Origin of the sequence: Flavobacterium foetidum, assembly GCF_004634245.1 — a bacterium.
GTDB classification, from domain to species: Bacteria; Bacteroidota; Bacteroidia; order Flavobacteriales; family Flavobacteriaceae; genus Flavobacterium; species Flavobacterium foetidum.
Genome location: NZ_SJTF01000003.1, coordinates 339,758 through 355,259 on the forward strand (window position 1 = coordinate 339,758; position 15,502 = coordinate 355,259).

Below are 15,502 nucleotides of genomic sequence, written 5' to 3' on the forward strand. Positions count from 1 at the left end.
GAGCCTTTCGAGAAGAATTCGTTTTACAACCTATAACTTTCACCAATGTTGGAGTAATTTCCGACTGTTCTTAATGATTTTGCATATTGAAGGAAATCGATAATCTACATTTTGGTTTCGGGTCTTCCTCAATTTTATTGAAGTAATGAAAGTATTTTAGTGAACACTTCATTATTTTCATAAACACCTTGAAAATCTTGCGAATGCGGGCCATAAGAAAAAATAGGCACCATGGTCGCTGTATGATCGTTGGTTATAAAATCGCCTTCGATTATTCGTTTTTTTACATTTCCTTGCGGAATGGCAAATCCCGAAGTTTCATGATCAGCAGTTACGATAACCAAAGTTCCTTCGTTTTTATCGGCGAAAGCCAGAGCCTGAGTAATGGCTGTATCAAAATCAATAGTTTCTGATACGATTCCGGCAGCATTATTAACGTGGCCGAAACTGTCGATTTGTGCGCCTTCGACCATTAAAAAGAAAGGTTTATTCTTTTTGTTTAAAAATTCCAAACTGTATTTTACGGCATCAGCCAATACTACTCCTCTTCCTTCTAAAACAGATGGAACCCTGTGCTGTGAAATGAAAACACCAACGGCATCATTTTTCTCGGCCTGCATTTCCTGAACCGAATTCAATAATTTGAATTTAGAAGCCAGTGTAGTATTTTTAAAAGTAGAAGCACCGCCTCCAACAAACAAATTCAATTTACTTTTTACTAAATCTTGAGCTATAATTTGTGTATTCGACCTTTCTTCGGTGTGGGCATAAAAAGCCGCTGGAGTTGCTCCGGTAATTTCATCTGTCGTAATAATTCCGGTTGAGAAATTTCTTTTTTGCAAAACTTCCAAAATATTCGGAATCGGTTTTTGCAGACTATCTGTCCCGATTGCTCTGTTATTTGTTTTTTGACCTGTTGCCAATGCCGTTCCCGCTGCTGCGGAATCGGTGGTGAAATCATCTGCCGATTGTGTTTTGATGAAACCGATGCTTTTCAGCTGCGTAACAGATAAAGCGCCGTTATTAGCCAAAACAGCCGACGAAATCTGCGACAAACCATTTCCGTCTCCGATTAGAAGAATTACATTTTTTACAGGAACGTTTTTCTGATCTGTTTTATAGGTTGGCGCATACACTTTTGAAGAATTGCTTGCCATAACCAGTCTTTTTGGGAAAGAATGCAGATATTGAACACAATTATAAGGCGAATCGGTATTAATGATATCAACTCCTAATTCTAAAAAGGCTTTCCAAGCCGATTTAGTATCTGGACAACCCCAAAAACGAAATGGTTTGTTGTTTGCTTTTGCTTTAGCAATTACTGATTTTACTTTATTGTAATCGTCATGTGTTAATCGTCCTAAACCATTCCAAACCGAATATTTTTTATAATCTACACTGATCATGGCCACTTTTTCCCAGTTTTCTTTTGAAATCGTTTGGTCTATTTCCTGATAATCAAACCAGATAAAATCGGGGTATTTTTTATACGTTTCTGCATCTGGCCTGTTTCCGGATACAACGATTTTAATATCCTTATTTCTTGTGATGGTTTCATATTTTTTTAGAACAGAAATAAGCTTATCTAAAGTAGCTTTTGCTTCTGTTTTAATGTCAATCAGTAAAACTAATTTGTGCTCTTTTTTATAATCCATTTTTAGAGCCGTTTCTAACGGTTTTAAATACAAATCTTCTAAAGTTCTTGCAGCAGAAATTCCTTTTTCATCATGAGAGACATATAACATATTATCTTTCAAAAAAATATCGGCTTCTATAGACGAAGCGCCGTTTGCATAAGCATTCCAAAAAGGAACCGCCTGATTGTAATCGTTATGAGAATGTACTGTAACTAAATTTTGAGAATATAGCTGATTCTCTGCTCCCCAGAAAAACACGGACAGCCAGAGGAATAAAAATGATATTTTCATTTGGAATAAATTGATGGATTTTGAAAGAACAAAATAAAAGGTAGTAGATGGGTTGGGGGCAAAAAAGGTCTGTCAACTGAAACTAATCAGCCGAAAAAAAGTTAAAAATAAAATTAGGATTAAAAAAAACAGGGTGTTTTCTTAAAGGTTCAAAAACTACCCTGTTTTAACAACTAACACAAAAAAGACTGCCTACTTTACAATAGAGCACTATAAAACGGCAGTCTTCAATTCAAACGTAAAAAAATAAACTAAAACTTAATATCCTTTATTCTGTACTAAATAACCTGGAGTGTTAGATGCACCATCAATTGCTACCTGTGGAATCGGGAACAATCTCTTGTTTACATCTGCATCTGATTTTTCAGTCCATTTATCTTCAAAATGACTGAAACGGATTTGAGTATTTCTTCTTAAACCTTCCCAGTAAAATTCGAAACCATATTCTCTGTACAAAATATCTAAATTGATTGCAGGAAGCGCAGCAGGAATTGGAGCACGAGCTGTTCTTGAAGTTCTAACTGCGTTCATATCGGCTAATGCCCCAGCGTTATCGCCTTTTCTTAATTTAGCTTCAGCACGCATCATAAAAATCTCAGCATATCTAAGCATAACCATGTCAACACTGCTATATGTATTTCCGTCAGGAGAAGTGTGGCTAAATTGATATTTCGATACTCTAAATCCAGAATAGTGCATACTTCCTTCTTTAGTAAAATCAACTTTTTCTGTAAGGTTTACATAACCAACGTTTTTATCAGGACCATTTCCTTTGATTTGTTTTACGGGATAAATTCTGTATCCGCCATCGCATTTATAGAACGCTCCGTTATTATCTTTTCTGGCAGCCCACGGAATACCTCTCATAATTCCTCTGTCGATTTCAAAATCTTCCGCTTTAACGCAGTAGTAGTGGTTTTCATCATTTAGTGGAGAAAGCCCTGTAAGATCTTTCAAATGAGCTGGCACTTTAGCATTGTCTTTATAAAATCTTGAATCAGCATCGGCTGGATCAACAGAACCATAAGCATTTACCCATGTACGATAAAAATCTGAAGTAATAGCAGGACCGTCTGTACCATCTGCATTGATAGACTCAGGTCTTGGGAACATAGATCCCGGAATTGACCAATAGGCCCAACGGTTGTGCTCATCAGCCAAAACTCCACGCTGATCTATTGAAAAGATAACTTCTTTGTTTTTGTCATTGCTGTCATCAAATAAGTCAAAATACTCAGGAGAAAAACTGAATTTACCAGAATTGATAATATTATCTGTATATTTAATAACCTTATCCATGTCTGCAGGAGTAAATGATGGAGTTCCATAAGGATCACGATATACGGCAGCATTTAGATTTAATCTCGCCAGAAGTCCCCAAACCGCAGCTTGAGTCATTCTTCCTGGACCTTTATCTGTATTGATTACATCTGCAACAGAAAGTAATTCATTTTCAATATAACTCACAGCATCTTGTCCTCTTAAAATTTCTGAAGTAGACGCCGATGATTCTTTTTTGAACACCAATCCCCAGCTGTCTAATGTCATCATATTCAAATAAGCTCTTAAAGCCTTCATTTCGTAAAGCGCTCCTTGTGCTTCTGCATTGCCGCCTTCTGCCAGAGGAGTCAGTACTTCAATAGCAGATAATGTTCTCGAAATGTTTTTAGTAAGGGCATTCCACGTACTAGTAACCAAGTCATTTGTAGGTGTTGTGGTATGCGCATGTACTGCTAAATATTTACCTCCATCGTACCAGTCTGTTCCTCCTCTATAAGGCAAAATACCCTCATCACTGGCAATTAACTGCAAACCAAAATTATTGGTATGGTACCATGTCGCTTTTAATTGTCCATAAGCGGGAGCTATCGCACCGCTGATTGCCTCTGCTTGTCCGGCTCCGTTTAAGGATTCGTCAAGCACTTTTTCTTCTAAATCTGTACAGCTCCAGGTAAATAATACACCTAATGCAAGAGCTGCTATAATTATTTTATTTTTCATGTTTTCTTTTTTTGATTAGAATGCTACGTTTAAGCCAAATACAATTGTTCTGCTTCGTGGGTAACTGAAATAATCAATACCAAAAGACTGAATTTCGCCCACAGAAGTTCCAGTATTGATTTCAGGATCGTAACCGCTGTATTTTGTGATTACAAATAAGTTCTGACCTGTTACAGAAAGACGAATGTTGTCCATCACATCGCCAAGTCCAACTAATTTTGGACTTAAATTATATCCTAAACTCGCATTATTCAATCTTAAGAAACTTCCATCTTCTAAGTATCTTGTAGAAACTGTATTAGAGTTTGTAGACGCTTCGTTTAAATATTGTGAAGCTCTGTCTGTCGTATTAAAAGAGTTTGCTAAATTTCCTCTATTGAATGATGTCATCGCAACGTGGTTGTAGATTTTATTTCCAGCTGCACCATTAAAATTAGCAACAAAATCAAAATTCTTGTATTTCAAATTCAAGTAAAAAGCATAGATATAATCTGGCAATGCACTTCCTGCAACAATACGATCGTTGTCAAGGATAGAACCATCTCCGTTGGTATCTGCAAACTGATTCTGACCGTCAGGACCAATTCCTGTAAAATCAAGCATATAGAAAGAACCAATTGGGTGTCCGTTTAAAACTCCGTTGATAGTTGCTCCAGTCTGACCGCCACCTTGCGCCGCTCCGGTAGTCAATATTTTATAAGGAGAGTTTACTACTTTATTGTTTGTAAAAGATATATTTCCTCCAATGCTGTACGAGAATTCTTTACTTTTATCACTGCTGTAATCTAAAGCAACTTCGATACCGTTGTTTTGGATTTCCATATTAGGAATGTTTGTCCAGTACTTTGATGCAGGCTGGATAGGATCTACAGGAGCAACCTCTAACAAAATATTATCTGAAACTTTGTTAAAATAATCTACTGTACCTGATAATCTGTTATTGAATAAACTAAAATCTAAACCAACGTTTGTTTGTGTTGAAACTTCCCATTGCAGATTTGGATTTGCCAAACGAGTATAGATTGAACCATAAGGATAACTAGCTAAATCTGTATCGCTTGGATCTAACGGATACGTATCATAGCCACTGTTGCTTTCTGTATAACTTGTTTTGGTAATTTTTGAAGGAATCTCTTGAACACCAGTCTGACCCCAGCTCGCTCTTAGTTTCAGGTTGTTCAGCGTTTCAGATTCTTTTAAGAAATCTTCTTTTGTAATATTCCAACCTAATGCTACAGATGGAAAATATCCGTATCTGTTGTTTTTACCAAATTTAGAAGAACCATCTGCACGCATCGTTGCAGTCAATAAATATTTGTTGTCATATCCGTAGTTTAATCTACCAAAGAAAGACTGAAGCTCATTTTCTATCGACGATGAAGATTTTCTTCTAAGCTCAGCTGCTGCTCCAATTTGATTTTTAGGCTCTACACCATTATCCGGAAATCCTTTAAAATCATAATTCTTCTGACTTACTTGTATTTTCTGGTAAGATTGACCAGCTAAAACCGTGAAATTATGGTTTTTAACATTGAAATTATACGTCAAAGTGTTTTCGTACAAAACGTTATTATTATTCGTAACAATGTTGTTTAAAGTACTTTCAGTTGTATTAGTAGCCGAAGTATATGGCAAAACTTGAATGTCTCTTTCAGACATAGAATAATCAACTCCAAGGTTAAATTTATACGTTAATCCTTTTATAAACTCATACGACGGACTAATATTGGCAAGAATACGATTGTTGTTTGTTTCATCAGAATAAATTCTCTGACTGATTAAAGGATTTACAGCATCGTTGCTTAAGTTAACATTTGGCTGTCCGTTAACATATACTGCATCCGTAGGATTCATGGTCAGCATGCTTCCAACAACGTTTCTTGCATCTGGTCTCGAATTTTCAAGTTTAGTTGCTGTCAAGTTAAAAGCAACATTAAATTTATCATTTAGCCCCTTTTGGTTTAAATTCAAACGTCCTGAATAACGTTTTAAATCACTATTTTGAAAAATACCTTCTTGATCATCCATACCTACAGAAGCTGCGTAAGTTGATTTTTCAGTGCCACCGCTCATCGATAGATTAACGTTTTGAGAAACTCCAGTTCTTGTTAATTCATCCTGCCAGTCTGTATTTGCTCCTCCATCTTGTAAAGTTCCGTTTACCGCAGCAACTTGTCTTCTAAATTCATCTGCGCCAAAAACATCTACTTTATTGGCTAAAGAAGAAAAACCAGTTGTCATAGAAAGGTTGACTTTCGCCTGACCTTTTGAACCTTTTTTAGTTGTAATTACCACTACTCCATTCGCAGCTCTAGAACCATAAATAGCCGCTGCCGATGCATCTTTAAGAACATCAATGCTCTCGATATCTTGTGGGTTGATAAAGTTTAAAGGGTTTGTAGCAACACCATTGCTTGAATTGTCCAGAACAAATCCGTCTACTACGTAAAGAGGTGTTGTTCCAGAACGCAAACTTCCAACTCCACGAATAATAATATCCTGACTAGCTCCTGGCTCACCGCTCGCCGCCATAACATTGACTCCGGCAACTTTACCTTGAATCAATTGTCCGGCATTGGCCACAACTCCTTTGTTAAAATTCTCGCTTTTTACAGAACCAATAGCTCCCGTTACATCCGATCTCTTTTGAGAACCGTAACCTACCACTACTACTTCGTTTAAAGTACTAACTTCTTCTGCCAAAGAGACATTCAGTTTTTGAGTGCCTGAGAAAGAAACTTCTTTTGTTTGAAATCCAACATAAGAAAAAACCAAAATACCTTCTTTTTGTTGTGCCTTAATTACGAAATTCCCGTCAAAATCTGTTGTAACAGCTCCTTTAGGTTCTCCCTTAATATGAACTGAGACGCCAGGAACCGGCACTTTTTCTACATCAGAAACCACAACTCCTGATACATTTACCTGCGCATAGGAGTATGACATACATCCGAAGGCAAGAAGTAATAATGCATAAATTTTTTTCATTTAAAATAGTTTTTTTGTTTTGCCAAAAGTATTTTAACGGTTTCGCCAAAGGGAGGATTTTTGTTTTCCAAAAGAGGATTTTTAATTCAATTTAGGGCAGGATTAACAGCAAAAAAGAGGAATTTTGCACATTAACATTGCCCTAACTTTCTACAAATACAGGGCTAACAAAAATTTTAAACGGTGTACTCTTTAAGTTCCTTAAATTCTTTCGGGGTTTTTCCAAAATACTTTTTAAACGAACGTCCAAAATATTTTGGATCATTATATCCACATTCAAAACTTATTTCTGAAATGTTTAATCTTTTGGTTTTCAACAAAACCTCAGCCTTTTGCAGTCGAAGCGACATTAAGATATCTGAAGGCGACTGATTTAAAGTTTCCTTGAAAATGCGATAACATTTTACTCTCGAAGTCCCCAATTCCTCCACAAGCATTTCGACATTAAAAGAAGGGTTATGCAATTGCTCCTTAATTATTTCTAAAGCCCTTCTCAGGAGTTTTTCATTTGCTGTGACATGTGTATTGTCTTCCGTAAGAATCTCGAATATTTTCTCTTGGATTTTGTGTTCTCTCAGAGGCTCAATATTGTGATTAATCAAACTGTCTATTTTTTTTCTGACAAATGATGCGCTAGCCGGAAGCTGAATGTGGGTTTCGATTCCGATTTCTAACAGTTTTTCATTCAAATCATAATTGATGTCTTCTGAGATATAAATCATAGGTATTCGGATATTCGAATTTTCTTTATTTAATTTTAGAAAGTCAACCAATTTTTTAGAAAATTCTGCCTGATACAAAACCAAAGCCGAAATATCTATTTGTTTCATTATTGAGTTCAAATTGAAAACAGAATTTTCAAAAATCAGATTGAAATTTTCGCTTTCCAAGACTTGGCTCGCCGCCGCATTATTGTAGGTGTCGCCGAAAATTAGAAGTGATTTTTTATCAGACGAAAATTGATCAGCATTATTAAAATTTTTCCACGAAATGGTTTCTTTGAAATTAATCTCAGGATCCACAATTTCTATCGGAATACACAAAGTCATACCAAAATCGTTTCCTGAAAAGGGAACCAATTTTCCATCTAAATCTTCCAGTAAAATCTGCAAGGCTTTAAAATACGGGCTGTAGTGCGAAATGTTGTACCAATTGTCTTTCAGAATAATACTATCCGAAGTCGCTTTGATTTCGATAAAATTGCTTTTGTAGGCGATCGCAATATTCAGAGTGCTGTCTCTGTCTGAATACTTGCTCAAGTCATTAAAAAAATACTGCATTGCCAGTTTTAAACGCAGCACGTCTACGATAGAAAAACATTCCGAATTATCTATTTCGCAGGTAAAATTGACTTCATTTCGCTGTAGGTCTTTTTTTAGCCTTTCGACATTATTCTTAAAGACAGGAAAAAGGTCTGCAGTTGATTTTTTTATCGGACCAAGGTCTTTTGCATGTTCGAGGTAATTCCATTCTGAAATAAGTTTTACCAGCTTGCTTGATTGCAGTATTAAATCGCGATGCGTTTCTGCATCTTTTTTAAAAGTGCTTGAAATTTTAAGAATTTTAGATATTGGTTCCTGAAACTCTGCCAACATAAAAGCCTTAAACTTCTCTATTTCGAAATTTTCCTTTTTTAAGTTGCTATGAAGAATCAGAAGTTTTTCTTTTTGTTCGATGATTTTTCTGTTTTTTTTATCCAGTTCTTCATTTACTTTTATCATTTCCTTTTTCTGGTTTTCGATGACAGCTGTTCGGGCCGCAACTAGTTCTTCCAGATATTTTTGCTGTGCAATTGCGGCTTTGTTTTTTACATAAACCACTATAATGCAGATTATCAAAATTATACCCGACAAGAGTATATAAAAAAATATCGATTCGTAAAATGCTTTGCCAATGCGGAGAGAAAAATAAGCTGGTTCTGGTTTTCCGTCTTTGCCTTGTTTGATAACAAAGCTGTAAGTTCCAGAATAAAGGTTCGAGTATTCTATTTTATTATTTGGAGGCAGCACCTTCCATTTTTCATCCCTTCCCTCCAGTTTATAATAAATATCGGTTTTCTTGTTCCTCGGAAAAACAATCGGAATTACCTCGATTTCTAAAGAATTGCTGTTAAAACTTTTTTTGATTGCTTTTGATGAATTTTCGACACCGTCGATTTTCAATTTAATTTTCGCTTTAGCATTGCTGGCATAAATATTTTCTGGATTGAAATAATTAAGACCTTCTACTCCTCCAAAAAACAATTTCCCTTCCTTATCCTTATAATAGGCCCCTTCGGAAAATTCTGTGCCCTGCCATCCTTGGTTAGGAGGATATGCCGTAACGGTGTATTTATTTTTATCTATAGAAGCAATTCCTTTTGTAGTGCTCATCCAGACCTTATCGCCGTCTTCGATAAGTCCGTAGACCATATGACTTGGCAATCCTTCTGATTCTGTAATATTCTTTACAACACCCGTCTTTTCATTAAAAACCGTTACTCCTCCGAGAGAAGCAATCCAGTAATTATTAGATTTCTTGTCTACCAATACAGCATAAATACTGTTTCCTAAAATGCCTTCTTTTGTGGTGATCTGCTTTAAGGAATTGTTTGCAAGATTAAAGATAATTACGCCATGATTTTCGGTCGAAATAACGAGATTATCATTATTCTTCTTAACATTTCTTATGTGATATTTACTCAGCAATTCCTGCCCTTTAAACTTTTCGAAGCGTCCGGTCGTCAAGTTAAATTTGGCTAATCCTCCCCAGCATCCCATCCAGAGCTGTTTGTTTTGATCCTCATAAAATGAATAACACCTAGTAACAGAAACACCGTCTGTCATGTTATTTTCGTAGCTAGTGCATGTATTATTCTGAATACGCAAAATTCCCTTGTAAGTTCCCGCCCAAAGGCTTCCATCGCTTGATGCAAACAAGCTTCTTACTCTTTGCCAATCTGGATGCGATGCGGTTTTGCTTATTTCGAATTTTTCAAAAAAATGATTTTTATCGTTATAAAAATAGAGTCCTCTTGTGTAGTAACCCAACCAGATTTTTCCTTTATTATCTTTTGTAATTGCTCGAATTGTTTCGTCTGGTAGATAAGGCTGCTTAACAGGATGCGGCAGAATTGAATTCATTTGCTCAGAACCTGTAAATGCCATACTTAGACCTCCATCCTTCTGACCTAGCCATATATTTCCGAAACCATCCTGATGAAGGGTTTCTATTTCATTATTCTTAAAAGAGTACGGTGCATACAAATCTGCCGTAAGATGCTCTATTTTATTTTTATTGGTTATGATATACAATCCGTTCTCGCGAGTCGCAAACCATGTATTTCCAAATTTATCTTTTAGCACATCATTGATAATCAATGTAGGATATTTAGAAAGCAAAGCTTTTTTCAGATTATCGAAGTCGGCTTTTTTTACATCGTTTTGAGCTATTTCTGTAAACGATTTGTTGTTGTATTCGTAATAGTCCGCAGCAGTTTGCACTACGATATTTTCTTTGTGCGATAAAAAAATATTTTTAGGTGTAGCTTTAAACTTAAACTCTTCAAATTCGTCATTTCCGAGATAGCAGTTTACGTAACCTTCCTTCGTAATGATCCAAATTTTTCCGGTTTTATCTTTTTGTAGTCGGGTAATATAGTTGCTAGAGATTGATTTAGGATTGTTTAAATTATTTTTAAAAACCTTAAAGTTATATCCGTCAAAATAATTTAGGCCATCCCAAGTAGCAATCCATAATCCGCCATCTTTATCATTTTCTATATCTGCTACCGAATTGTTGGACAAGCCCTGGCTTGTAGTAAAATTTTCAAATTTTTTATGCTGCCCAAATGAGAATAATGTAAAAAGATAAAATAATAGAAGTGACCTATTCATTGCTTGTTGTTTTAACTCGCAAGGATACAATACGCACTTTATCTAATTATAAATAATGCGTTAAGTTTAAAAATAAGCATGAAATTAAACGCAGGCAATTGAACGGACAGAATCTGTATCTGTGATCACGCATGGTTTATAAAAGGCTAAAAAATAAAAACCCTTGTGCGTTGTATCTTCAAGAGTTTTTATTTTTCAGTGATTTTAGGGAAGACTAAAAGTCATTTTTAGCATTTTTTATCTTTTATAATAAAAATACAGTTTACGGTTTACATCTTCGCCTTGTTCTACAGCTATCCTGATGCTATTTTTATTTCGTATCTTATTTATTGCATTACAAATGTCTGTAAAAAAGAATTCGCCTCGCTGAATCGTAACAACTTCTGAGGTCCAGCGATCTCTAGTTGTCGACGACTCTTTAGGAAGATCAATCTTTTTAACTTCGCTGCTTTCAGCCTTGAAACTTTTAAAGTCAACACTTTCTTCAGGAATTGATGCTGTTCCCGTATAAAAAAGATAATATTCATTTTTACCAGGTTCAACAAGAATGACCGAATCAGGATCATGGATGACTTTGTTCAAAATAAATTCAATCTTAAGTACGTCGCTTGTATAAATAGCCGCCTCATACTTAGCAGTTACATTTAAATCTTTTTGTTTCATAATTATTGGATTAGTGTTTTTAATTCGATTATTAGGAGAAATTGTTTTTGGTAGTTTTATTAAAAGGCATTACATAATGCTACTTCGCTGATTTTCTCAACAATTGCATTTTTGTACATTTCCATAAAAGGAACAGATTTTAAAGGTTATTGGTTGGCTAGGCGTTACAAAAAAACATCCAAATGTTTTCCATGCTCCGGGTTCTAGAGTAAAGGGTACGTGTTCAAAAACTTCTCTTCCTTCGTAAAGCCATCTTTTGGTGACACAACCAGTAATTGCACTGGTATTATGCATATTGGTAAGTCTGTAGTAGCTATAACCATGCACTACGCACGAGAACTGATCTACATAATAATTATCTGCTCGTAGGTAGTTTATAGATCCATCCGAAGTAGCTTCAGCATTTACTTGTACAAGATTTAGCCCATTTTCATCCAAAGAGCCAGTTTTTCCATTTTCGGTCATATGGTACGAAACGAATTTCTTTATCGGAGTTCCGTTAATTTCAGTTAATTGGTTGCTCCATACCAATTGATATAATTTTTTTAAATCTTGAATGTCGCTGTTTTCTAATTTGCTTTTCTCACCATAATTCATAATAGAGAAAGGAGTATCTGTTCCAAACAGTTCGCTTTTCCATTTCGTTTCCGTAATGTTGGCGAAAAAATGGCGCAATCCAAAAATATGCCCCATTTCGTGCTGCATCGTTTCTATTTGCTCTTGATAAGATTGCTTAAACATGGTGGGATAAATGTACAATGTGTTTTGACCTGCTCCAGGAAAAAACGCAGAGGCCAATACGCAGCCCGATTTATCGCAGTCTTCTATATGCATGTCGATTTCAAAATCCCATCCGTCTTTGACTTCATGAAATTTAACAGGACAGGCATCTTTCCAACCTGTTGTTGCTTGCAGAAAAAGATCTCGGACGCCGTTTTTGGCAGTTTCAGGATTTTTAAAATAACTATCAAACGATTTACTGAATCGCCAGTTTAGCACTACCCCGAAATCCCAGAGCGGTATAAAACCGTCTGTAGCGTCTACCCTAATTTTATTCGGATTTCTATTATCTGGCTCAGGATAACCTTTAGAATCGGTAACGCAGATTACCTTGTTGTTGTAAATATGTCGATATTCTTCTGCTGGCAGAAATGTCGCTGTATTCAGATCAAAAGCCGAATCTGTTGTGGGTGTTTTCTTTGTTTCCATTTTTATTTTAGTTAATAATTTATATTCTCTACTTATCCTTTATAGAAAAGCGGTATCAATAAAGTGTACAAAATCAAGATTACAGAAGTAATTAACTCAAAAGAAAAGCCAAGTACATCGTTTGTATAAGGTGAAGCTGTTGCAAAAGCCCAAATTAAAAACCCGATTGTCGAAAACAGGATTTGACGTTTTTTCGAAATTCCCAAAACTTTAATCAAATAAACAGGCGTAAGAATCATTAGAATAAGGATAATGATCCATAACAAATGAGACTTTTCTGCTTCAGGTTTTTGCTTCGCAAAAGCTATTATCAAACCTGATATCGAAATGTAAGCAGCGATAATTTCTGCAGGAATCAGCTTTATTAATCGATCTTTAAAATCATTTGGAGCTACATTTTGCACTTGCAACTGTGGAGCCGATTTAATTTCTCTAGACATAACTTTTAATGTTTAGTTGTTGCCTACTCTATAATTCCCTTTTCGGCTGCCTGGCTGCATTTAAACTAATATGCACTCCAAAAGTATCACTGCCAATAATTTAGCGACTAGGGTAAATACCCAAGAAAAATGTAGTTTTTTAACTAATTTATTAGATTTTAACAATCTATGTTTTATTTACAGGAAAATCGCTACTTTAGCTAACGAAATGATTAATAGGGGTAAAATCTGATTAAATAGGGTTTTACCCCACTATGAAGGTGAGTATAATTATAAAATTTGAAGAATAAATTATTAACCCTTAAATAACTTTAATCATGAAAAAATGTACCCTAATTTTAATGGTTATTTTAACCATTGTGTCTTGTAAAAATGGAAAAGAAGAGAGCACGGGTGTTGCTCCTGAAACTACTGTAGATACGTCAGTTTCAGCTTCTACGATAGATTCTTTGACTTTGGACGATTATTATAAATTAACCAATATCGAAGAAAAAGCAAAATGGTTAAAAAAGAATGGTGATCGAGTTAAACGCAAAATACTAGAAGATGCTGTTTTAAAAGATCATAAAGTAAATGGCACCATAACTAATCAAAAAGAAAAGTATGTTATTACTTGGGGAGAACTTAAAAAAGTAATAAAAAATCATGGATATGATGCCTATTTAAATATAGAATATAAAGAAGATAAAATTAATACCGTGAAGATGGTATATGAATATATATCCAAAGAAGGTGGGCCACATTATCGTTTTTCGACAGCTTTAATACGAAGTTTGGCAAAAGAATATGGCAAAAACAATGATAATGCCCAATTTCAATTCAGTTTCGCCATGATTGATCAATCTACAGAACCTGTTGTTGTCATTCAGGTCAATGCAAACTCTCGTAACGGACAATCGGTAAATGAGACGCCATTTTTCGATTATTCAACTGACCCTTCAAAAAAAGATCAAAGTCTTAATCTTAATATACCATTGTAAATCAACACAATTTGAATATACTAGACATCATAAATCCGATAAAAGCATGCGTTGTAATAACGCTGCTTTTTGGTTTATGGAATCTGCGACGGAGAATTAAAATGCATCGTTATCTGCTTTACATTCTTTTTGTAGTTTTTTTTACAGAATTGATTAATTCTATTCTAGTATACAATAACAGACCCATTCGAATACCATTTAATATCAGTATTATTTTTCACGACATTTTTTGGATGCTCGCATTTAGAGAAAACATCAATCGAAAAAAATTGGCCAATGTAATACTCTGTCTTTTTGCGCTTTTTTCTGTTGTCAACTTTATAATTATAGAAATAGTAGACGAATATAATTATTACACCTTCGTTTTGGGCGCTCTTTTATATGTCTCGCTTTTCATTTATGAAAGCTACAAGCAGTTGAAGGAAGAAAATCTTATGTATTTTTTATCCAACAATTATCTGCTTTTGTTTGCGCCAGTGTATTTCTTTTTCGGTATGGGCTTGCTGTTGGGATTCAAACCCTTGGGAGTTACAAAAATGCTTTTATTTGGTCAGGTTACGCTATATGTTTTCATTGTTAATATAGTCTGTATCGCCTATTATTCTTTAATCAATATTTATATCTACAGAGAAAAAAATAACTACAAATGAATCAAGTCGTAATAGGAATAATAATCGCCTTTCTTTTTATTGGTTTAATACTGTTTTTTTGTGTTATTCTGATTCGTCTTTATTTTAATAAGATAAAAAAATACACAGAAATTCTACATGAGAAAGATCTAAATTTCCAAAAAGCTATTACTCAAACCGTAATCGAAACTCAGGAGCAGGTACTGAACAACATTTCTCAGGATCTTCACGATGATGCCGGACAGCAGCTGACGTACATCAATTTTCAAATAGAAAACATGAAGTTGGATTCTCCCGAATTGGAAGAAAAATTAGAACCAATATCACAATCATTAGGAAATTTATCAAAATCGATACGAAACATCAGTCATGCCTTGAACAGCCAATTGTTATTACAGCAAGATCTGATAAAAGCTATAGCCACAGAAATAAAACGCCTGAAAAAGAACAGTAAAATCGACATTTCATATTCTTTTGAAGAAATTGAAGTCAAAAGATTCAATGACAATGAAAAAATCATTATTTATCGCATTTTTCAAGAATGCATCAACAATGTTTTTAAACATGCCAAAGCTTCTAAAATGAGCATTTCAATAACCACAAGCCCAGATTTTAAAATGATCATCGAAGATAACGGCAAAGGATTTGATTCTTCCGACAAAAAAGACAAATTATCTTTGGGATTGATCAATATGACAAACAGAGCCGACAGTATTGCTTACAATTTTACAGTAACAAGCAAGATAGCGTCTGGCACCGCAATTACCCTTTCTGAAAATAAACGTATTTAAA

General features: G+C 34.9%; 10 protein-coding genes. 3 read left to right on the plus strand and 7 right to left on the minus strand.

Features of this window, described 5'->3' with window-relative positions:
- Positions 1-134: 134 nt before the first annotated feature.
- The 7 genes from E0W73_RS06190 to E0W73_RS06220 all read right to left on the minus strand — a co-directional run bounded on the left by E0W73_RS06190 (position 135) and on the right by E0W73_RS06220 (position 13,101).
- Positions 135-1,928 (minus strand): alkaline phosphatase, encoded by a 1,794-nt coding sequence (locus E0W73_RS06190; protein WP_135221215.1) that lies wholly within the window; start codon positions 1,926-1,928, stop codon positions 135-137.
- 258 nt (positions 1,929-2,186) lie between these two features.
- Positions 2,187-3,929 (minus strand): RagB/SusD family nutrient uptake outer membrane protein, encoded by a 1,743-nt coding sequence (locus E0W73_RS06195; RefSeq protein WP_135221216.1) that lies wholly within the window; start codon positions 3,927-3,929, stop codon positions 2,187-2,189.
- Positions 3,930-3,944: 15 nt separating this feature from the next.
- Positions 3,945-6,914, minus strand: coding sequence for a SusC/RagA family TonB-linked outer membrane protein (locus tag E0W73_RS06200; protein ID WP_135221217.1), 2,970 nt, complete (start codon positions 6,912-6,914; stop codon positions 3,945-3,947).
- A 176-nt stretch (positions 6,915-7,090) separates the two neighbouring features.
- Complete coding sequence (locus E0W73_RS06205; protein ID WP_135221218.1) at positions 7,091-10,789, minus strand: two-component regulator propeller domain-containing protein; 3,699 nt, start codon at positions 10,787-10,789, stop codon at positions 7,091-7,093.
- 237 nt (positions 10,790-11,026) lie between these two features.
- Positions 11,027-11,452, minus strand: coding sequence for a hypothetical protein (locus E0W73_RS06210; RefSeq protein ID WP_135221219.1), 426 nt, complete (start codon positions 11,450-11,452; stop codon positions 11,027-11,029).
- Between the two features lie 96 nt (positions 11,453-11,548).
- Positions 11,549-12,661, minus strand: a complete 1,113-nt coding sequence (locus tag E0W73_RS21515; protein WP_208730528.1) for a matrixin family metalloprotease — start codon at positions 12,659-12,661, stop codon at positions 11,549-11,551.
- 32 nt (positions 12,662-12,693) lie between these two features.
- Positions 12,694-13,101 carry a hypothetical protein gene (locus E0W73_RS06220; RefSeq protein WP_135221220.1) on the minus strand — a complete coding sequence of 136 codons (408 nt, stop codon included), beginning with the start codon at positions 13,099-13,101 and terminating at the stop codon, positions 12,694-12,696.
- Between the two features lie 317 nt (positions 13,102-13,418).
- Here E0W73_RS06220 and E0W73_RS06225 point away from each other — a divergent pair, with 317 nt between their 5' ends.
- From E0W73_RS06225 to E0W73_RS06235, 3 genes are read left to right on the plus strand one after another with little or no spacing between them, the layout of a single operon-like run.
- Positions 13,419-14,081: a hypothetical protein gene (locus E0W73_RS06225; RefSeq protein WP_135221221.1), complete on the plus strand. Its 663-nt coding sequence runs from the start codon at positions 13,419-13,421 to the stop codon at positions 14,079-14,081.
- An 11-nt stretch (positions 14,082-14,092) separates the two neighbouring features.
- On the plus strand, positions 14,093-14,731 hold the full coding sequence (locus E0W73_RS06230; RefSeq protein ID WP_135221222.1) for a hypothetical protein: 639 nt from the start codon (positions 14,093-14,095) through the stop codon (positions 14,729-14,731).
- Positions 14,728-15,501, plus strand: a complete 774-nt coding sequence (locus E0W73_RS06235; protein WP_135221223.1) for a sensor histidine kinase — start codon at positions 14,728-14,730, stop codon at positions 15,499-15,501. The genes E0W73_RS06230 and E0W73_RS06235 overlap by 4 nt, the downstream gene beginning before the upstream one ends.
- The last annotated feature ends 1 nt before the right edge of the window (position 15,502 follow it).